Genomic DNA, 18572 nt, shown 5'->3' with positions numbered 1-18572 from the left:
GCAACCTACATGGCGTTGATCATGGTCACCACGATGGCCGTGTTCATGGTCGTGGGCATGTGGTCGATGTTCAAGAACACCAAGACCAACATCGCCTTGCTCATCGGCTTCCTCGCCCTGTTCACCGCGACGCTGCTCCTCGGGCGTGTCGAGGCCGGAGTAGGCAACGAGGGGTTCTTGAAGTCGATGATCCCGCACCATTTCCGGGTCATCCTGGTCTGCCAGGAATCCAACATCACCGACCCCGAGATCCAAGACCTGTGCACCACCATCGTGGAGCCCCAGCAGGAGGAAATCGCCCAAATGCAGAATATCCTTAAACGCTACGAATGACCCGTTGAACGGGGGTGCCGACCTGGGCTGGGCTACTGGACGCCGGTATCTGATGTGCATCACTGACCGGGGAGGCCGCTGAGCGGCATCTACCGGTGCAAGAGGAAACTGGGCTGGACGCCCGGCCCAAGCGCTCTGCCTAGTTTCTTCTCCCCCCGTCTCCGGCACCGCAGACGGGTTCGTGCCTCTCACCATGGCGAACCACGGTGCGTTCGAGGCCGCCCCGCTGACGGTTGAGCCGGTTTTATCCTCCGGGCCTGTTCGCACCGAAAGAGAGACCTGATCATGCATCACACCCTGAGCCGCGGCCGTCGTATCACCGCAGCTGCTTCCAGCCTCGCCATCGCTGCAACCTTGCTGGGCGGAGCAACCGTTCCGGCCTCCGCCCACCAGTGGACCGCCGTCACTCCGATCTCCGCCGATACTCAACCGGAGATGCTGCAGCCGGAGCCGACATCACCGACCGCCTATGAGTTCGGTGAGACCTTGGCCACCCTGGAGGGCGAGGAACTGGAGCTCACTTTCCTGGCCGAAATCATCGGCCACCACCGAGCCGCCATCGAGATGTCCCAACTGGAGCTCGAGCGCGGGGTCAGCCCGGACATCCGCACCCATGCGGAGAACATCATTGCCAACCAGCAGCACCAGATCGACCAGTTCACCCGGTGGCTCGATGAGTGGTACGGGCTGACACCGGAGGAAGCCATGGCCCAGGCCCCGGCCGAAGCCCAGGAGGAGATGAAGGTCCTGGAGCAGGAGACCAAGATGATGATCGAGGAATTGTCGGCCGTTGAGGCCGGGAAGGACTTTGACGTCGCCTTCGTGCAGAAGATGATCCCGCATCACCAGGCCGGGATCATCGAGTTCCTGGAGCCGCAGTCGCGCGCGGTGCACCCGCAATTGCGGGTGGCGGCCACCGCGGGGATCACCACGCAACAGGCTCAGGTCGCGGACTTCCGCACCTGGCTCGCCGGTCGCGGCTGATCACCGAGCTGAAAACGCGCGATCGGTGGAAGGGGCCACCCGTTAAGGTGGCCCCTTCCACCGATCAACGACAGACTTCGATGATCCGACCGCACGAAAGGGGAGGCCGTCATGTACTTCGGGATCGTGGCCATGGCCCTAGTGGCGCTGTCTGTCGTCGTTGTCTTCTATGCCTCTCACCGCGTTGTCGGCATCACCGCTGACCCGTTGACGGTTCTGCCTGCCCAATCCGGGTGGATACCGCAGGAGCACGCGCTGTCGCGGTTCCACGCACGCTGGTACCTCGCCTCCATCGTGTTCTTGGCCTTCGACGTCGAGATGCTGTTCATGTACCCGTGGGCTGTGGTGGTAATTGAGAAGGGGATTTCCGCGGTGGTGGAAATGTTCCTGTTCCTCGGCGCTCTACTGGTCGCCGTGGCCTGGGCATGGCGAGAAGGAGCCTTCCGATGGGCCTGAGCGAAGTTCTCGCCCGCCTCGCGCTCCGGGCCACCCAGGTTCTCGTCGTCGAGGTCCCCGGCCAGTGGGCGACTCGCATGGAACTCGAGCAACAGCTGCTCCGCCGCGGGTGGCGCCCAGCATGGACACCAGCTGATGCGGACGTCCTCGCTGTATGCGGTGTGCCCGGCCCTGAGCTCGCCGATCTGGTGGACCGCCTCTGGGAGCAAATGCCGGGTCCCCGCGTCCGCACTGACATCACCTCGCCCACAACGGTGAGCTCAGCCCTCGACGACACCGCAACCCGTCTACTCGACACCCCACACCACCGGATGGACGCCCAAAAGCGGGCGCAGAAACCCCAGATTTCCGACGGCATGGAGCATGGGGGTCACGGGGGCATGGACCACGGCGAGATGGACCACGGCGAGATGGACCACGGGGGCATGGGCCACGGCGAGATGGGCCACGGCGAGATGGGCCACGGCGAGATGGACCACGGGGGCATGGGCCACGGCGAGATGGGCCACGGCGAGATGGGCCACGGCGAGATGGACCACGGCGAGATGGACCACGGCGGTCATGGCGGCATGGACCACAGTGGCCACGGCGGGATGGACATGGCCCCGGGGGGAATCGCCCTGGCCGGGAGCGGGGAGGACCGTGACGGGCTGGAGATGGACGTGCTCCACCTTCCGCTCGGGCCCGTCCTGCCGTTCTGGCCGGCCGGACTCGTGCTGCGCTGCTCCCTGCAGGGGGATGTCGTGGTCGACGCTGAAGTCTGCGTCATCGACGGTGGGCTTCAGGGGGCTGGAGGACCCGGCCCGCGGACCGGTGCTGCTCCTGTTGCGGTGACCTGGTGCGACCGCACCATGGCGCTGCTGGCCCTGGCCGGGACCGAGGACGCGGCGTCCCGCGCCCGCCGGGCCCGCGACGCGCTGTTGCGCGGGGATCGGGACGCGGCCCGCAGCGCGGTGGAACGGTTGCACCGTACGATCCGGAGGTCTGGGCTGCTGCGCTGGTCGCTGCGGGGAGTGCTGCTACTGGATCAGTCCGATGTGGAGCGTCACGGCCTGCCGGAAGGTTGCCGGGGGGACGCCCACGACCGGTTGCTGTCACTGGTGGAACGGATCAGGGCCGAGGTCCGTGGCGCGGATCCGGTGCCGGCGGACGTCGGCGGGGTGCCGTGGGTGATGTTGCCGCACCTGGTGTCCGGGCTGGAGCTGGCTTCGGTGCGGTTGGCGGTGGCGAGCCTGAACCTGGAGCCGTTCCCGGCTTTTCAAGAGGTGGGGCATGGTTGAGAGCGGGGTGATGACCGTTGCCGCCGGCTGGGCGGTGCTGGCCGGGATCATCCTGTGCAGCCTGGCCTTCTTCGCGGCGGCACTGGACGCGGCACTGTCGGCCCGGGCCCAGGGCGGCAGCGGCGGTTGGTCAGCGCCTGCGGCGCGCACGGCGAGGTTGTTGCGGCAACGGCGCCGCACCACCGTGGCCGCGGATACCTTGCTGTGGCGGATCGGTGGCGCGGGCATGCTGGTCGGGGCGTTCTTGATGATCGCGGTGCTCCCGCTGGGGGAGTGGACGCTGGCGGACCTGGACGTCGGCGTCGTGTGGTTCAACGCCGTGGACGTGATGGTCTGGGCGCTGGTCTGGCTGGCGGGGTGGGGTGCGAACTCCGCCCATAGCCTGGTGGGCGGCTACCGCTTCCTGGCGCACGGCCTGGCCTACGAGCTGCCGCTGATGTTCGCCCTGGTGGCCCCGGCGATCGCTGCCGGCAGTCTGGCCGTGGGCGAGGTGGCGGCGGCGCAGGACGGGGTGTGGTTCGTGGTGTGGATGCCGGTGGCGTTCCTCGTCTTCCTCATCGGTGTGACGGGCTTTTCCGTGTGGGGCCCGTTCGCCCCGGCGCTGGCCGCAGACATCGGCGGCGGGGTGCTGGCCGAGCTCTCCGGGGTCGACCGGCTCGTGCTGCAGGCGGGGCGTTACCTGTTCCTGTCCGCCGGGGCCGCCTTCTCGGTGCCGCTGTTCCTCGGTGGAGGCGCCGGTCCCGTGCTGCCCGGCTGGGCGTGGGTGCTGGTGAAGACCGTGGCTGTGCTGGCGGTGCTGGTGTGGTTGCGGCGGAAGATTCCGCTGCTGCGCCCGGACCGGTTCATGGAGATCGGGTGGGTGGTCCTGCTCCCGGCCACTGTGCTCCAGGACCTGGTCGTGTCCCTCGTCGTCGTCTGGAAGGGCTGAGCCGTGCTGGTCGGAATCGTGTTCTGGGTGCTCGCCGTGGTGGCGGTGGCGGCCGGGGTGGCCGTGTTCGTGGTGGACTCCATGGCCCGGGCCACCTACGCCCTGGCCCTGTCCTTCATCGCCGTGGGGGTGCAGATCCTGCTGCTGGGCCAGAGCTACCTCGGGATCATCACGATCCTCATGATGGTGATGGAGATGGCGGTGATGGCGGTCTACATGGTGATGTTCATGGGCATGAACCCGGCGCTGATGCCCATGGACATGACCCACGGTAAGAAGACCGCGATCGGCGCCTCGGCCGGGGTCTTCGTGCTGCTGGCCGCCGGCGCCCTGCTCGTCCCGTGGCCGCAACGGCGCGGCGCCCCGCCCGAGGACCTCACGCACGCGCTGGGCCTGGAGATCATGGGCGAGAAGATGCTGGTCATGGCCGTGGTGGGCCCGGTCATGGTCGCCACCATCGTGGCCGGGGTGGTCCTGGCCGCTCACCGCACCCGCTACGACCGGCTCGGTGACGACCTGCGCCGCCGCCCGGCCGAGGACCCGCAGCCGGGAGGTGTGGGCCGGTGACCCTGGAAGCGGTGCTGGTGGTGGCCGCCGCGCTGTTCGCGGTGGGGCTCTACGGGGCCCTGTCCCAGCAGGTGGTGGTGATGGTGATGATGGGCCTGGAGCTGATGATCAACGGGGTGCTGCTGGCCGCGGCCGGGTTCTGGTGGTTCCTGGCCCCGGACCCCTCCGGGCAGGTGCTGCTGCTGGTGGTCCTGGCGGCCATGACCGTGGAGATGGCCATGGGCTTCGCCGTGGCCACGCTGCTGCACCGCAGGCGCCAGACCGACATGACCGACATGGCCGAGGAGCTCTCCCGATGACCGGGTCCCAGGCCGTACTGCTGGCCGTGGTGGTGCTCCCGGCCACCGTGGGCGCGGTGCTCGCCCTCACCCGGGCGGAGCGTACCGCGGCCCCGGTCGCGATGGCGACCGCTGCGCTGACCACGGTGCTGGCGGCCGCCGCCGCCCTGCTGCGACCGGCCCTGGCGTACCCGTTCGTGGCCGGCGCCGACTTCGCCCTGGAGGTCGACGCCCTCGCAGCACTCACCCTCCCGATGGTCGCGGGAGTGACCCTGTTGGTGCTGGTCTTCGCGGCCGGCAACATCCGGGCGGCACAGCCTCGCTTCCACGGGCTGATGCTGGTCTTCGCCGCCGCGGCCCTGGCCACCGCCACGGCTGCCAGCCTGCCGGCGCTGCTGTTCGCCTGGGAGCTGATGGGCGCGACCTCCTACGCCCTGATCGGGTTCTGGTGGCGAGACACCGATCGTGTCTCGGCCGGGCTGACCGCCTTCGTCACGACCCGCACCGCGGACCTGGGGCTCTACGTCGCCGCCGGCGCCGCCCTGGCCGGCGGCGCCGGGATGGCCCTGGCCGCCCTGCCGGCCGCCGAGGACCCGTGGCGCCACGTGATCGCGGCCGGGATCCTCGTGGCCGCGCTGGGCAAGGCCGCGCAGCTGCCCTTCTCGTTCTGGCTCTCCGGGGCGATGAAGGGCCCCAGCCCGGTGAGCGCGCTGCTGCACTCGGCGGCGATGGTGGCCATGGGCGGCTACCTGCTGCTGCGCGTGGAGCCGCTGCTGGCCTCCACCGGATGGGCGGGCCCGGCCGCCGCGTGGGCCGGGGTGGCCACCGCGGTGCTGATGGGGATCGTGGCACTGGCCCAGCGGGAGCTCAAGCAGCTGCTGGCGGCGTCCACGGTGGCGCAGATGGGCTTCGTGGTGCTGGCCGCCGGGGTGGGCGCGGTCAGCGGCGGCGCGGCGCACCTGGTGGCCCACGCCTCCACCAAGGCCCTGCTGTTCCTGGCCGCCGGGGCGTGGCTGACGGCGCTGGGCACCGAGGAGCTCACCGCACTGCGCGGGGCCGGCCGCCGGTGGCGCGTCGTGGGCGTGACCGCCACCGTGGGCGCGCTGGCCCTGGCCGGGATCGCCCCGCTGTCCCTGTGGGCCACCAAGGACGCGGTGCTCGCCGGGGCCCTCGAGGTCTCGGGTCCGCTCTACGCCGCCGGGCTCGTGGCGGCGGCCCTGTCGGCGGCCTACGCGGGCAAGGTCCTCTGGACGATCTGGCGTCGAGACGGCCGCGCCGAGGCCACGGGGACCGAGGCCGCGGAAGGCGGCACCGGGAGGGTGGGGCCGCTGGAGCAGGCCCCGCTGGTCGTGCTCGCCGCCGGCGCGGCCGTGCTGGGGGCTCTGGCCCTGCCCCCGGTCAGCCGGACGCTCGCCGGGGCTCTGGGCGGACACGGTGAGGTAGCCCCGCTCGAGCTGGTCGTCTCGGCCGCGATCGCGGCCGCCGTGGTGCTGCTGATGCTGCGCCTGCCCGCCCCCGAGCCGGGGTGGGCCGCGGGGTGGCTAGGGTTGGAGGCCGCCGCGCACGCCGTCGTCGTGCGCCCCGCGCTGGGCCTGGCGCACGCCCTGGCCCGGTTCGACGACCTCGTCCTGGACCGTGCCGTGACCGCCGCGGCCGGTGCCGTCCCGGTGCTGGCCCGGTCCGCGGCCCGGTTCGACGACCGGGTCCTCGACGCCGGGGTCGGCACCACCGCGCACGCCGCCGCCGCGGCCGGCCGGGGCGCGGCCCGCCTCGACGACGACGTGGTGGACGGCGCCGTCGAGGGCTTCGCCGGCCGGGTCCGCCGGCTCGGGCAGCTGGCCCGGGCCCCGCAGACCGGGGCCGTCCACCAGTACTTCCTCCAGGCCGTCGCGGTGCTCGCCGTCGGCGTCATGGCCTGGTCCGTCTACGCCGTGATGGGATGAACATGCTGAGCCTGATCGTCTTCCTGCCCCTGCTGGCCGCCGCCGCCCTGGCCGTGGTCCCCGCGATCGGGCCCGCGGCTGCCCGCTGGGCGTGGGTGGCGGTGAGCGCCGTGGAACTGCTGCTCGTGGGCGTGCTGTGGGCCGGCTACGAGGACCCGGGACCCAACGGTCTGGCGTACGAGGAGCAGGTGCCGTGGATCCCCGGCGTCAACAGCAGCTACCACGTGGGCGTGGACGGGCTCTCCCTGCCGCTGCTGGCCATGACGGCCGTCGTGTTCCTGGCCTGCGCCGTCCACGCCCTGCGGGACGCGGACCGCCCCCGCGTGCAGGCCGCACTGTTCCTGTTCCTGCAGGGCGTGAGCCTCGGGGTGTTCGTGGCGGCCGACCTCATCCTGTTCTTCGTGTTCTTCGACCTGTCCATCGTGGGCATGTACTTCGTGATCGCCGGGTGGGGCCACGGCAACGCGGTCCGGTCGGCGCTGAAGTTCTTCCTCTACACGTTCCTGGGCTCCCTGGCCCTGCTGCTGGGCTTCATCGGGCTCTACGTGGCGGCGGCACCGCACACCTTCGACATCCCCGAGCTCGTCGCCGCGACGCCGCTGGCGGGCGATCCGCTCACCGGGGGGTTGGTGCTCGCGGCGATCCTGGTGGGCCTGGCCGTGAAGACCCCCACCGTGCCGTTCCACACGTGGCTCCCCCCGGCCCACACGGACGCCCCGGCCACCGGCTCGGCCGTGCTGGCGGGCGTGCTGCTGAAGATGGGCACCTACGGGTTCGTGCGCATCGCCATGCCGATCCTGCCCGAAGCGTGGCGGGCCTGGGCCTGGGTGATCGTGGCCGTCGGCGTCGTCTCGGTGCTCTACGGGGCGTTCGTGGCCCTGGCCCAGACGGACCTCAAGCGGATGATCGCCTACACCTCCGTCAACCACATGGGCTACATCGTCCTGGCCCTGGGCGCGGTCGGGGTCCTCGCCGAGGGCGCCGCCCAGGCCCGGTCCGTGGCGGTCACCGGCGCAGTCGTGCAGATGGTCAGCCACGGGCTGATCACCGCCGCCCTGTTCCTGCTCGCCGGGGTGATGCAGGACCGGGCCGGCTCCTACGACATGGGCTCCTACGGCGGGCTGGCCGCCCCCGCCCCGCGCTACGCGGCGCTGTTCGCGGTCGGGGCCTTCGCCTCCCTGGGGCTGCCCGGGTTCTCCGGGTTCATCGCCGAGTTCCAGATCTTCGCCGGCAGCATCGCGGTCGCCCCGGTCACCGCGGTTGCCCTGCTGGGCATCTTGGTCACCGCCGCCCTGTTCCTTCGGGCCCTGCAGCGGGTCTTCACCGGCCCCGCGGCCGGGCACACCGTCGGGTTCGTGGACCTCCGGGCGCGGGAGCTGTGGTCCGCCGGTCCGCTGTTGGGACTGTCCCTGCTCATCGGGGTGCTGCCCCGGGTGCTGCTGGAGGTGATCGAGCCGGCCTCGGCCGCCCTCGTGGGCCTGGTGGGACGGTAGCCGATGGAGGCCTCGATGCAGATGCGCCCGGAGTTGCTGCTGCCCGAGATTCTCGTCTTCCTCGGGGGGCTGGTGGTGCTGCTGGGCGGATCGTTCCTGCCCCGCGACCGGCAGTGGATCGCCCGCGCCGCGGCGGCCCTGGCCCTGCTGGGCGCCGCGACCGCCGCGGCCCTCGCCATGGCCGGGCCCGCGCAGAGCGCCTTCAGCGGCACCTTCACCGTGGACACCGCCACCGGGGCCGCCCGGGTGATCGCCGCCCTGACCACCCTGCTGGTCCTGGGGGTGGCCTCCGGGGAGATCGCCGGGTCCCCGCGGGAGTCGGACACGTACGCGCTGCTGCTCTTCGCCACCACCGGGTTGATGGTCCTGGCCGGGTCCACCGACCTGCTCGTGCTGATCGTGGGGTTCCTGCTGGCCAGCATCCCCCTGTACGGAATCGTCGGCCTCACGGGCGGGCGCGCCGGAGCTGAGGCCGCCATGAAGACCTACCTCATGGGCGCACTGTCCGGGATCCTGCTCATGGCCGGGGTCACTGTCCTCTATGCCCTGGCCGGCGGCACCGACTACGCCCTGCTCCAGGACACCCTGCCCGCCGCCCCGGCCGCGGCCGTGGGCGCGGGCGTGCTGGGCGTGCTCGCCGGGCTGCTCTTCAAGGCCGGCGGGGTGCCCTTCCACTTCTGGGTGCCCGACGCCGCCCAGGGCACCGGGGCCACCGCCGCCACGTTCCTCACCACCGTGCCCAAGGTGGGGGCGCTGGTGGCCGTGTACCGGCTCGTGGCCACGGTCTCCGCCGGCGACGACTCCTGGTTGCTCGTCGCAGCCCTGCTGGCCACCGCCTCGATGTTCCTGGGCAACCTCGCCGCCTACTGGCAGAGCGACCCACGCAGGCTGCTGGGCTGGTCGACGGTGTCCCAGGTCGGGTTCCTGCTCGTGCCCGTGGCCGCGGCCGGGCGCAGCGACCTGGCCCTGCCCTCTCTGCTGTTCTACCTCGCCGCCTACGCCGTCACCAACGTCGCCGCGTTCGCCGTGACCGCCGCGCTGCCCGAGCACCGGGAGCTGGCCGCCTACCGGGGTCTGGCCCGCGCCCGTCCCGGGCTGGGGCTGGCCCTGCTGGTGGCGCTGCTGGGGCTGGTGGGGACCCCGCCGCTGGCCGTGTTCGTCGGCAAGCTCACCACCGCCACCGCGGCCTGGGACGGCGGGCACGGCTGGCTGGCCCTGGTGGTGATGCTCAACAGCGTGCTCAGCCTGTTCTACTACCTGCGCTGGTTCGCCCCCGTCTTCGCCCGTCCGGACCGGGACGCCGCGGGGTTCCCCGGCCGCGGCGGGGCGGCCGCCTGGCCGGCGGCCACTGCCGGGGTCGCCGCCATGGCAAGCCTGGGGATCGGCATCCTTGCCGGGGTCCTGTGGGCGGTCCTCGACGGTCCCCTGGTCATGTAGGTGCGGCGACCCCCGCGGCCTGGACCACCCGCGCGAGATCCTCGAGGAGGTGAAGCTCAGGTCCGGGTGCTCTGGCCGTGCTCGGCAGCATAGGCGGTGAAGACCTCACCGGGGTTCTTCCCGGTGCCCAGGAAGTCGTCCTTGATCTCGGACCCGAGCTGCTCCAGGGCCGAGGACAGCCGCTGGGCGCTCAGCTGCACCGCCGCCTCGGGCCGGGCCATGGCCGCATCGGCCAACCGCAGCGCATACGGCAGCTGCCGGGCCAGGGACAGGTCGGGGTTGCTCTCCTGGAAGTAGAAGCCCTCGGTGTGCTGGGTGAAGTCCACGGACACCTTCCCCACGTCGGCCTCGAGGGTGTCCAGGACCCGAGAGGCGGTGGCCGCGTCCAGCTCTCCGATCGCCTCGGCGCAGCCGGCATCGGCCAGACCCTTCAGCTGCAGGGCCAGCGCCCGGCGCCGCGACAGGGGCGGGTAGATCTGGGTGAACCAGGTCAGCGCGGCCGTCAGCAGCGCGAACCCGGTCAGCGCCTCGAAGGGCGAGACCGCCCGGATCCAAGGGTCGGTGGCCACCACGTCCCCGTATCCCAGCGTCGACAGCGTCACGAAGGAGACGTAGAGGGCTTCGACGGCATCGGGGTAGTTCGCCGGGTTCACGCCCGAGGAGTACATGAACCCGCCCGGGACGTGCGGGTAGTAGACCAGGGCCCAGCCCACCCCCTGCGAGGCCACCCACAGCAGGATGACGGCGACCATCGCCGCCGGCCCCACGGCAGAGCCCGCCCGGTGCCCGGTCGCCTTCGAGACCTTCCACACCGCCGAGAGCACCAGCCGGCTCAGACGCCCCCGGCCGCTGGGGTGCAGCAGGGTGTGGAACATGTCCATCAGCCCGGCCACGATGACCACGATCCCCAGGATTGTCAGAAATACGCCCACTATCATCCTCCGTTGTTCGTTCTGGTTCTCTGAGCCCGCCCACCGGTCCTATAACGCGGGTATCAACGATCGGCGGGCCGGACACCGTTTCGGCCTCCCGGAGGGACATGCTCGAAGGCGGATTCTCCGGCCTCCGGGAGCCGGGGCCGGCTCAGCGGGCGGAATGACGTTCCGACGCACCTTCCTCCGACGCACCTTCCTCCGAGGCTTCGTCGGGCCGGCGGCGGACCACCACCCACTGGATCACGACGATGGTCAGGGCCACCACGGCCGTGATCACCAGGGTGAACGGATCGGACTGGGCCTTCAGGATCAGGAACGGCACGAGCACCGCGACGTCGAGCACGATCGCGACCCAGGGGATCCACGGCTTGGCCCCGACGTCGTCCTTGAGATGGCGGATGATGCCCCAGTGGATGGCGATGTCCATGGCCAGGTACAGGATGGCGCCGAGGGAGGCGATCTGGGACAGGTCGAAGAAGGCGGCCATCAGGATCGCCAGCCCGGCGGTGATGTACAGCGACTGGTGGCCCTCCTTGCCCGGCAGCCCGGGGGCCTGGCCCATGTCGCGGAGCATGTCGTAGAGCTTCGAGACCGAGAACAGGCTCGCGACCAGCCCCGACAGCGTCGCGACGACGGCGATCACCACGGTCAGCCGCACACCCCAGGCGCCGAACATCGGTTCGGCGGCCTCGGCCAGGGCGTAGTCCCGGGCCTCGACGATCTGCGGCACGGTCAGGCTGCCGGTGACCGCGACGGTGATCAGTAGGTAGAGCACGGTGCACAGGGCGATGGAGATCATGATGGAACGGCCGATGTTGCGCTGCGGCTGCTCCAGGTCCGCGCCCTGGTTGGTGATCGTGGTGAAGCCCTTGTACGCCAGGATGCACAGGGTGGTCCCGGCCAGGAAGCCCAGCCATCCCGCCTCCGGTGGGGTGCGGTCGGCGGCGGTGAACTGCCGGCTCAGGGAGGACACCCCGGCCGCGAGGATGCCCGCGATCGCCAGCACGGCGATCCCCACGATCTTGATCGCCGCGGTCACCGTGGCCGAGCGCTCCACCCACCGGTTGCCCACCAGGTTGACCAGGGCGGCGGCCGCGATGGCCACCACCGCCAGCACCGGCACCCACACCGCGGAGTCCTGCAGGCCGAAGGGACGGAGCAGGTAGGTGCCGAAGGTGCGGCCCAGCAGGGACTCGGCCAGGATCATCGACACGTACATGAACAGGGAGAAGGACCCGGCGAGAACCCCGGGGCCGTAGGCGGCCTTGAGCAGCATCGCGATCCCGCCGGAGGACGGATTGGTGGCCGAGTAGCGGATGTAGGAGTAGTAGGAGTAGGAGCTGAACGCCACGACCACGGCCCCGGCGAGGAACGCCCAAGGCACCCAGCCGCCGGCCAGCTCGGCCACCTGCCCCACGAGGGCGAAGATCCCGGCCCCGATCATCACCCCGGTTCCCAGGGCCACGGATCCGGTCAGGGACAGCTTCTTCTGGGTCTGTGTGCTGTGGTCCATAAGGAGCTGCACGTCCTTCCTGCCGGGCCTCGATCGCTTCCCGGCGGCGGGGTTGTCGGACAAAATTGGAGTGGGTAGGTCCTGCGGGCTTCGACGGTGCCCACCATGCCGAGGTCCCCGTGGTCGAGGAGGTGGCAGTGACAGGCAGTGGGGCCGCCGTGGTCGTTGAAGGCCACCCGCACCGTCACCCACCCGAAGGCGGGGATGTTGGCCACGTCCAGCCAGAGCGGCTCGGTAAGATCCCGCTCCCCGTCCTGGACGACCTGCAGGGGCCACACGTGCAGGTGCATGGGGTGGTCCATGGGGCTGGAGTTGGTCAGCGTCCACTCCTCCACCGACCCGGCCGCAACCGTCTGATCGGTGCGCCCAGCGTCGAACTCATCCCTGTTGATGGGGAAGGACAGCGCCGCCCCGGGCCCGCCCATACTGTCCGTCACCCCGCCGCCCCTCCCGTCCACGCCCATGCCCAGGGAACGCCGGGCCGCGGCCGGCTCGTCATGCAGATCGCTCAGGGGCGCCGCCGCCGGGACGGGAGGCGGCGTGCCGGCAGACTCGCCGGAGGCTTCTAGGGCCAGGAATCCAATGGCCTCATCGGCGCCGGCGCTGGGCATGGCGCCGCCAGTCATGCTGTCCATGCTGCCCTCGTCCATCACGACTGGGATCCTTCTTGCGTCGATACGATCCTTCGATCAACTGCACGGTCGAGGTAGTCCTGGGTTGTCGTAACCCTTTCTCAGGACCCAGCCGGCAGCTCCTCGAGCATCCGGTTCATCTCGGCGATTTCTGCCTCCTGGGCGGCCACGACGTCCTCGGCCAGCTCGAGCGCCTCAGGATTGGCGCCGTTTTCCATCTGCTCCCGGGCCATGTCGATCGCGCCTTCGTGGTGGACGGTCATCTGCTCCAGGTACAGCCGGGCCGCTTCGGTCCCCTGGGCGTCCTCGAGCTGGCCCAGGTCCTCCTCACTCATCATCCCGTTCATACCCGGTTCGGAACCGGAATCCATGGAGCCGTGGTCCATGCCCTCCATCTCCTCGGCCTCCGCCGTGGTCGGCTCATCCCAAGCCTGGAGCATCCGGTCCATCTGCTCGATCTCGGGGCCTTGGGCAGCGATCACGCCTTCGGCCAGCTGACGGACCTCCTCCGGGATGCCCTCCTTGGCCAGCAGCGTCTGGCTCATCTCGACAGCCTGCTCATGGTGCACGCGCATCTCCTGGGCGAACATCACATCCGCGTCATTGTGCTCGGCCGAGATCTCGGCCCCAGCGGCGGAGCCGGACGGGGCGGCCGACTGGTCGGCGCCGGCCTCGGGGCTCGAGGGCGCGGAGCTAGTGGTCTCGGAGGCGGTGTTGCCGGCGGACTCTTCGGTCTCTCCGGCGCATCCTGCCAGAGCGAGGACGGAGATCAGGGTGAGGCCGGCAAGAGTGGTGGAACGGTTCACGTCGGGTCCTTACTGGGTGAGGGAACTGGGGCGGGCAGGGCCTGCGTGGGGAGCGGGCCCAGTAGTCGAGGGTTGGTCAGGCGCTGACGAGGGCGTAGCCGGCTTCCTCCACGGCGGCTCGGACCTCCGTCGTCGACAGCGGGCCGGCGGCGGTGACGGTGACGGCCGAGACGCCACCGGCCACCAGGTCGATGTGCACGTCGGTCACACTGTCCAGGGCGGTGATCTCCTCGGTGACGCTGGTCGCGCAGTGGCCGCAGGTCATGCCCTCCACCTGGTACGTCGTGGAGGTGCCGGCCGAGGCGGACGCCTTAGCGGCGGGAGCTGGCTGGTCGACGACCGGGGCGGGGGCGCAGCAGGCGCAACCGGTGGAGGCCATCGGCAATGGGGTGCGGGGGGTGTTCGTCATGGGGTGCTCCTTGGATCGGATCGTGCGGGGTAGGAGGGGCCCAGAGGGTCGCTACATCCCTAGGGTATATACCCAAGGGGGGTATGCTGCAAGCGTGGGGAACCTGTGGCGGTTCCGGCCGACCGTGGGCCGTTGTGTGGGTGGCGGGGTAGCTCCACGGTGAAAGCCGCTCCGGCGCCGGGGCCGGGCGAGGTGGCGGTCAGCGTCCCGCCGTGGGCCTCAATCAGGGCTTTGGAGATGGTCAAGCCGATCCCGGAGCCGCCGTGGTCGCGGTCGCGGGCGGTGTCGCCGCGGTAGAACCGTTCGAAGATATGCGGCAACTGTTCGGTCCTGATGCCGTCACCGGTGTCGGTGACGCGGACGGCGATGCCCTCGGAGTCCTCTGCCGCGGTGCTAATTTTCACCTGCCCGCCGGGCGGGGTGTGGCGCAGGGCGTTGGACAGCAGGTTGCCCATCACTTGGCCCATCCGCTGCCGGTCCACGTCCACCGCGGATTCGTCCAGGGCAGGGCCGTCGGCATCGATGTCCAGGTCAACGCCCTTGGCGGCGTAGGCTTCGCGGTGGGCCTCGGCGGCAGCGCGGATGAGTTCACCTACAGACTGCTCGGTGCGGTCCAGATTGATGCGGCCCTCCTCGGCCCGGGAGACGTCGTTAATGTCTTCGACCAGGCGGGTCAGCCGGCCCAACTGGTCGGCCATGAGCTCGCTGGTGGTCTCGTCCCAGTAGGTGACCCCGTCCTGGAGGGCCTCGAGATAGATGGTGAGCACGGAGATCGGGGTGCGCATCTCATGGGCCAGATCCGAGAGCATCCGTCGGCGGATGTCCTCGGTGCGCTCCAGCTGGCCAGCCATGGTGTTGAACGAAGCAGCCAGGGCTTCTACCTCAGTGCCGGCCCCCATGTCCGGGACCCGGATGTCGTAGTGACCGTGAGCCATGCTCTGTGCTGCCTCCGTCAGCCGCCCAAGTGAGACTTGGATGCGGCGTGACAACCAGAAGGCGGCTAGCACAGCACACGCCAGGGCGGTAACCAAAGCCACCACAAGGGTGATCAGGTTCGTGTCCCGGTAGGCCTGCTCAGCGTGGAGTAGTTGCGCGGAATCACGCACCACCCCGGCACGAAGCAGGTGCTCGTGAAACAGGAGCGGGCCCGCAAACGAAGCGACCACGACGGCGGCGACCAGACTGGCGGCCACCACCAGCAGCTGGGCGATCAGGAACCGAGAGGCCAGCCCGTAGGGGTGTCGCCGGCGGATCATCGAGCCACCATCCGGTAACCGACCCCACGGACGGTATCGATGTAACGGCTGGCGTCCTCGCCGAGCTTGCGGCGCAGGTGCCCGATGTGGACGTCCACGATCCGCTCATCGCCCACCCAGGCCGGGTCCCAGACGGTGTCGATGAGCTGACGGCGCGAGAGCGGTTGGTGCGGGCGGGCGGACAGGGCCGCGAGCAGATCGAACTCGGTGCGGGTCAATGCCACCGGGGCCTGGGCCACCCGGGCCTCGTGGGTGGCGAGGTCGATGACGAGATCCCCGATCACTCGCTCCGGCTCCGGTGGTGCGATCGTGGTGCGGGGCCGGCGCAGCACCGCTTGGACCCGGGCGACGAGCTCACGGACGCTGAAGGGCTTGGTGATGTAGTCATCGGCCCCGACCTCCAGCCCGGCCAGCTTGTCCTCTTCGTCCCCGCGGGCGGTGAGCATCAGCACGTAGCACTCCGAGAAGGCCCGCAGTCGGCGGCACACCTCGATCCCGTCCAGCCCGGGAAGCCCCAGGTCCAGGACGACGACGTCGGGCTCCCGGGTGCGGGCGGCTTGAAGGGCATCGGGGCCGGTATGGGCGGCGGCGACGTCGAAGCCGGCCCGAGTCAGGTAGGTGGCGACCATCTGGGCCAGGGGCTTCTCGTCGTCCACCACGAGCACGCGCCCGGCCGGGGCCGCGGAGTCGGTGCCGGAAGTCATGCCCCCTAGTGTCCCCCGTCGCCTCGGGCAGATCGCCGCCGGGGACCGGATTCTCCACAATCTTCGTCAAACCTTCAAGGGAATCGGACTCTTTCCTGCTTCTGACCCGCCGAAGATGGTTCTGGATCCCCATCTTGCCTGATGACCCGGAAAGGAATTCATGAACACCCTCTCCCGCAGAAGCCTGGTGGTCGGTGGGCTGGGCCTGTTCGGCTCCAGTGCCCTAGCGGCCTGCTCCGCTCCTTCCACCTCCTCCGCGGCCGGCACGGGGTCCAGGGTTGCCTCTGCGGGCGCCGGTCAGCGCGTTGTCGCCAAGACGCTCACCGCCCGGCCGGTGCGCCTGGACCTGGGCGGGCCGAGCGTGTCGACATGGGCCTACGGCGACAGCGCCCCCGGTCCGCTCATCCGCGCAACCGCCGGGGACCGTCTGCGGATCACCGTCGACAACCAGTTGCCGGCGCAGACCACCGTGCACTGGCACGGGATCGCCCTGGACCAGGCGGCGGATGGGGTGCCCGGGGTGACCCAGGACCCGATCGCAGCCGGTGCCACCTACACCTACGACTACACCGTCCCGGATCCGGGCACCTATTTTTACCACCCGCACGTCGGGGTCCAGCTGGACCGCGGCCTTTATGCCCCACTGATCATTGATGACCCCCAGGAACCCGGGGACTACGACCACGAGTGGATCCTGGTCCTCGACGACTGGGTCGACGGCACGGGCCGGACCCCCGACGACATCCTGACCACCCTGACCTCCTCAGGGGAAGGTGGCATGGACCACGGGAACATGGCCGGCATGGACATGTCTTCTGGCTCCTCGGAGGGTATGGCTGGAATGGATCACGGCAGCATGAGCTCCGGTGACTCCCCATACGGCGATGACGCCGGGGACGTGGCCTACCCGCACTACCTAGTCAACGGGCGGGTGCCGGCTGCCCCGGAGGTGCTCACTGCGAAGCCGGGCCAACGGGTGCGGTTGCGGATCATCAACGCTGCTGCGGACACCATCTTCACGGTCGCCCTGGGCGGGCACCGGATGACGGTCACTCACACCGACGGGTTCCCCGTGCAGCCGCAGGACAACGATGCCCTCTATCTGGGCATGGGGGAGCGCTACGACGCGACCGTCACCCTGGCCGAGGGTGTCTTCCCGTTCGTGGCCGTTCCGCTGGGCAAGGTTGGGCAGGCCATAGCCCTGGTGCGCACCGGGGCTGGCAGCCCACCGCCGTCGTCAGTGCGACCGGTGGAACTGGACAAATCCGTGCTCATCGGCGCCGACCTGAAACCGGCGGACAGCGCCCGGCTCGAGGCCCGGGAACCCGACGTGCGCCTGGAGCTGGCCATGACCGGACAGATGAATCCTTACGAGTGGGGATTCAACGGGGACCCCTACGGGCAGCACGACCCCCTGGAGATCCAAGAGGGACAGCGGGTGCGGCTCAACGTGGCCAACCACACGATGATGGCCCATCCCCTGCACCTGCACGGGCACACCTTCGCGTTGCCCAACGGCCTGCGCAAGGACACCGTCCTGATCGCCCCGATGCAGTCGATGGCCATCGATCTGCAGGCGGACAATCCCGGGAACTGGCTGATCCACTGCCACAACATCTACCACGCCGAGGCCGGCATGACGACCGAGCTGAAATACCGCCCATGACCGTTGTCACCCGACGCACCCTGTTCTCCGTCGGCCTGGTCGCCGGGACGGGGTGGGCTGTCACCGCCTGCTCACCACAGTCACCACAGTCAGAGTCCTCGTCCTCTTCCAGCAGCGACGGTGGCACCGCCATCACCCACGTGCACACCATCACCCGGGACACGGCAACCGGGGTGATCCTGCTGGCCACCCACCAAGGCCTGTTCCTGCTGGAGAACAAGGAACTCACCCAGATCGGCCCGACCGTGGACCTGATGGGCTTCACCTCCACCGGCGACGGACGCTACCTGGCCTCGGGCCACCCCGGACCCGGGGTGGAGTTGCCCGAGCCGCTGGGACTGGTCGAGTCCACCGACGGCGGCCAGACCTGGAGTGTGCTGTCGCGGGCCGGGGAGTCGGACTTCCACGCCCTGACCGCAGGCCCGGATCGGATTCTCGCCTTCGACGGGCAACTGCGCACCAGCACCGACGGGCGCACCTGGGGAACCGTCGCGATCCCCTCGGACCCGTCGGCCCTGGCCATCGCCCCGCGCGGCGGGGCGACGCTGGCCACCACCGAGGACGGCCTGTTGCGGTCCACCGACGACGGGGCCACCTGGACGAGCGTGAACACCCCGCAGTTGATGTCCCTGGTGGCCTGGGCCGATGACCACACGGTGGTGGGTGCTGGGCCCGGCGGTCGCTTGCTGATCAGCGACGACTCCGGGCAGACCTGGACAGCCACCAGGAAAACCTTCGGGGAGGTCACCGCCCTGGGGGCGAGCATGACCGGCGACGGGGCGGCGGAGACCCTTCTAGTGACTGGCTCCACCGTCCTGCGCATCACCGACGGAGGAAACACCGTCGAGCAACTGCTGTAACGGGCAACACCCACGCTCTTGCCGCGGAACAACAGCGGATTCCGCCACGGACGTGGCGGTTCGGGAGACGACGAGGACAGTGACGAGGAAAA

19 protein-coding genes are annotated in these 18572 nt (G+C 70.1%); 12 read left to right on the top strand and 7 right to left on the bottom strand.

From position 1 onward, the window contains the following. The first annotated feature begins 9 nt into the window (after window positions 1-9). The 10 genes from ACZ2G1_RS10735 (at window position 10) to ACZ2G1_RS10690 (ending at window position 9699) form a co-directional block, all read left to right on the top strand. On the top strand, window positions 10-333 hold the full coding sequence (locus ACZ2G1_RS10735) for a DUF305 domain-containing protein (RefSeq protein ID WP_470376733.1): 324 nt from the start codon (window positions 10-12) through the stop codon (window positions 331-333). 285 nt (window positions 334-618) lie between these two features. Then, window positions 619-1317 carry a DUF305 domain-containing protein gene (locus ACZ2G1_RS10730; RefSeq protein WP_470376732.1) on the top strand — a complete coding sequence of 233 codons (699 nt, stop codon included), beginning with the start codon at window positions 619-621 and terminating at the stop codon, window positions 1315-1317. A 111-nt stretch (window positions 1318-1428) separates the two neighbouring features. After that, complete coding sequence (locus ACZ2G1_RS10725; RefSeq protein ID WP_470376731.1) at window positions 1429-1773, top strand: NADH-quinone oxidoreductase subunit A; 345 nt, start codon at window positions 1429-1431, stop codon at window positions 1771-1773. Continuing rightward, on the top strand, window positions 1764-3053 hold the full coding sequence (locus ACZ2G1_RS10720; protein WP_470376730.1) for a hypothetical protein: 1290 nt from the start codon (window positions 1764-1766) through the stop codon (window positions 3051-3053). Before ACZ2G1_RS10725 ends, ACZ2G1_RS10720 begins: the two co-directional genes overlap by 10 nt. Further along, window positions 3046-3981 (top strand): complex I subunit 1 family protein, encoded by a 936-nt coding sequence (locus tag ACZ2G1_RS10715; RefSeq protein WP_470376729.1) that lies wholly within the window; start codon window positions 3046-3048, stop codon window positions 3979-3981. Before ACZ2G1_RS10720 ends, ACZ2G1_RS10715 begins: the two co-directional genes overlap by 8 nt. 3 nt (window positions 3982-3984) lie before the next feature. Continuing rightward, complete coding sequence (locus ACZ2G1_RS10710) at window positions 3985-4548, top strand: NADH-quinone oxidoreductase subunit J (protein WP_470376728.1); 564 nt, start codon at window positions 3985-3987, stop codon at window positions 4546-4548. Further along, window positions 4545-4847: an NADH-quinone oxidoreductase subunit NuoK gene (locus tag ACZ2G1_RS10705; RefSeq protein ID WP_010534530.1), complete on the top strand. Its 303-nt coding sequence runs from the start codon at window positions 4545-4547 to the stop codon at window positions 4845-4847. The genes ACZ2G1_RS10710 and ACZ2G1_RS10705 overlap by 4 nt, the downstream gene beginning before the upstream one ends. Next, on the top strand, window positions 4844-6769 hold the full coding sequence (locus ACZ2G1_RS10700; RefSeq protein ID WP_470376727.1) for a proton-conducting transporter transmembrane domain-containing protein: 1926 nt from the start codon (window positions 4844-4846) through the stop codon (window positions 6767-6769). The genes ACZ2G1_RS10705 and ACZ2G1_RS10700 overlap by 4 nt, the downstream gene beginning before the upstream one ends. Before the next feature lie 2 nt (window positions 6770-6771). Continuing rightward, a complete protein-coding gene (locus tag ACZ2G1_RS10695) occupies window positions 6772-8262 on the top strand; it encodes a complex I subunit 4 family protein (protein ID WP_470376726.1) in 1491 nt (496 codons plus the stop codon). Window positions 8263-8277: 15 nt separating this feature from the next. Beyond that, a complete protein-coding gene (locus ACZ2G1_RS10690) occupies window positions 8278-9699 on the top strand; it encodes an NADH-quinone oxidoreductase subunit N (protein ID WP_470376725.1) in 1422 nt (473 codons plus the stop codon). 56 nt (window positions 9700-9755) lie between these two features. Here the strand turns inward: ACZ2G1_RS10690 and ACZ2G1_RS10685 are convergent, their stop codons facing one another. From ACZ2G1_RS10685 to ACZ2G1_RS10655, 7 genes are all read right to left on the bottom strand, one after another. Continuing rightward, the gene (locus ACZ2G1_RS10685; protein ID WP_470376724.1) at window positions 9756-10637 is read right to left on the bottom strand and encodes a potassium channel family protein; all 882 of its coding nucleotides are present in this window, start codon (window positions 10635-10637) and stop codon (window positions 9756-9758) included. Between the two features lie 145 nt (window positions 10638-10782). Further along, on the bottom strand, window positions 10783-12147 hold the full coding sequence (locus ACZ2G1_RS10680) for an APC family permease (protein ID WP_470376723.1): 1365 nt from the start codon (window positions 12145-12147) through the stop codon (window positions 10783-10785). Continuing rightward, entirely contained in the window at window positions 12108-12782 is a 675-nt protein-coding gene (locus tag ACZ2G1_RS10675) for a multicopper oxidase domain-containing protein (protein ID WP_470376722.1), read from the bottom strand. Before ACZ2G1_RS10675 ends, ACZ2G1_RS10680 begins: the two co-directional genes overlap by 40 nt. 98 nt (window positions 12783-12880) lie before the next feature. Further along, complete coding sequence (locus tag ACZ2G1_RS10670) at window positions 12881-13585, bottom strand: DUF305 domain-containing protein (RefSeq protein WP_470376721.1); 705 nt, start codon at window positions 13583-13585, stop codon at window positions 12881-12883. Between the two features lie 76 nt (window positions 13586-13661). Continuing rightward, complete coding sequence (locus ACZ2G1_RS10665; RefSeq protein WP_470376720.1) at window positions 13662-13994, bottom strand: heavy-metal-associated domain-containing protein; 333 nt, start codon at window positions 13992-13994, stop codon at window positions 13662-13664. A gap of 59 nt (window positions 13995-14053) precedes the next feature. Then, window positions 14054-15250, bottom strand: coding sequence for a sensor histidine kinase (locus ACZ2G1_RS10660; protein WP_470376719.1), 1197 nt, complete (start codon window positions 15248-15250; stop codon window positions 14054-14056). Beyond that, complete coding sequence (locus tag ACZ2G1_RS10655; protein WP_470376718.1) at window positions 15247-15954, bottom strand: response regulator transcription factor; 708 nt, start codon at window positions 15952-15954, stop codon at window positions 15247-15249. The genes ACZ2G1_RS10660 and ACZ2G1_RS10655 overlap by 4 nt, the downstream gene beginning before the upstream one ends. Before the next feature lie 160 nt (window positions 15955-16114). Here ACZ2G1_RS10655 and ACZ2G1_RS10650 point away from each other — a divergent pair, with 160 nt between their 5' ends. Together ACZ2G1_RS10650 and ACZ2G1_RS10645 are read left to right on the top strand one after the other, a co-directional pair. Next, complete coding sequence (locus ACZ2G1_RS10650; protein WP_470376717.1) at window positions 16115-17620, top strand: multicopper oxidase family protein; 1506 nt, start codon at window positions 16115-16117, stop codon at window positions 17618-17620. Further along, window positions 17617-18480, top strand: coding sequence for a F510_1955 family glycosylhydrolase (locus tag ACZ2G1_RS10645; RefSeq protein ID WP_470376716.1), 864 nt, complete (start codon window positions 17617-17619; stop codon window positions 18478-18480). Before ACZ2G1_RS10650 ends, ACZ2G1_RS10645 begins: the two co-directional genes overlap by 4 nt. Window positions 18481-18572 lie beyond the last annotated feature (92 nt).

It is taken from the genome of Kocuria sp. KKT182 (assembly GCF_055635395.1).
Note: the sequence above shows the minus strand (reverse complement) of the source record. Positions and strands in the feature narration are given on the sequence as shown.

Bases quoted from the DNA above. Each gene is read 5' to 3' on its own strand.
- ACZ2G1_RS10735 (WP_470376733.1), top strand. From the start codon at position 10: ATGGCGTTGATCATGGTCACCACGATGGCCGTGTTCATGGTCGTGGGC.
- ACZ2G1_RS10730 (WP_470376732.1), top strand. From the start codon at position 619: ATGCATCACACCCTGAGCCGCGGCCGTCGTATCACCGCAGCTGCTTCC.
- ACZ2G1_RS10725 (WP_470376731.1), top strand. From the start codon at position 1,429: ATGTACTTCGGGATCGTGGCCATGGCCCTAGTGGCGCTGTCTGTCGTC.
- ACZ2G1_RS10720 (WP_470376730.1), top strand. From the start codon at position 1,764: ATGGGCCTGAGCGAAGTTCTCGCCCGCCTCGCGCTCCGGGCCACCCAG.
- ACZ2G1_RS10715 (WP_470376729.1), top strand. From the start codon at position 3,046: ATGGTTGAGAGCGGGGTGATGACCGTTGCCGCCGGCTGGGCGGTGCTG.
- ACZ2G1_RS10700 (WP_470376727.1), top strand. From the start codon at position 4,844: ATGACCGGGTCCCAGGCCGTACTGCTGGCCGTGGTGGTGCTCCCGGCC.
- ACZ2G1_RS10695 (WP_470376726.1), top strand. From the start codon at position 6,772: ATGCTGAGCCTGATCGTCTTCCTGCCCCTGCTGGCCGCCGCCGCCCTG.
- ACZ2G1_RS10690 (WP_470376725.1), top strand. From the start codon at position 8,278: ATGCAGATGCGCCCGGAGTTGCTGCTGCCCGAGATTCTCGTCTTCCTC.
- ACZ2G1_RS10685 (WP_470376724.1), bottom strand. From the start codon at position 10,637: ATGATAGTGGGCGTATTTCTGACAATCCTGGGGATCGTGGTCATCGTG.
- ACZ2G1_RS10680 (WP_470376723.1), bottom strand. From the start codon at position 12,147: ATGGACCACAGCACACAGACCCAGAAGAAGCTGTCCCTGACCGGATCC.
- ACZ2G1_RS10675 (WP_470376722.1), bottom strand. From the start codon at position 12,782: ATGGACAGCATGACTGGCGGCGCCATGCCCAGCGCCGGCGCCGATGAG.
- ACZ2G1_RS10665 (WP_470376720.1), bottom strand. From the start codon at position 13,994: ATGACGAACACCCCCCGCACCCCATTGCCGATGGCCTCCACCGGTTGC.
- ACZ2G1_RS10660 (WP_470376719.1), bottom strand. From the start codon at position 15,250: ATGATCCGCCGGCGACACCCCTACGGGCTGGCCTCTCGGTTCCTGATC.
- ACZ2G1_RS10655 (WP_470376718.1), bottom strand. From the start codon at position 15,954: ATGACTTCCGGCACCGACTCCGCGGCCCCGGCCGGGCGCGTGCTCGTG.
- ACZ2G1_RS10650 (WP_470376717.1), top strand. From the start codon at position 16,115: ATGAACACCCTCTCCCGCAGAAGCCTGGTGGTCGGTGGGCTGGGCCTG.
- ACZ2G1_RS10645 (WP_470376716.1), top strand. From the start codon at position 17,617: ATGACCGTTGTCACCCGACGCACCCTGTTCTCCGTCGGCCTGGTCGCC.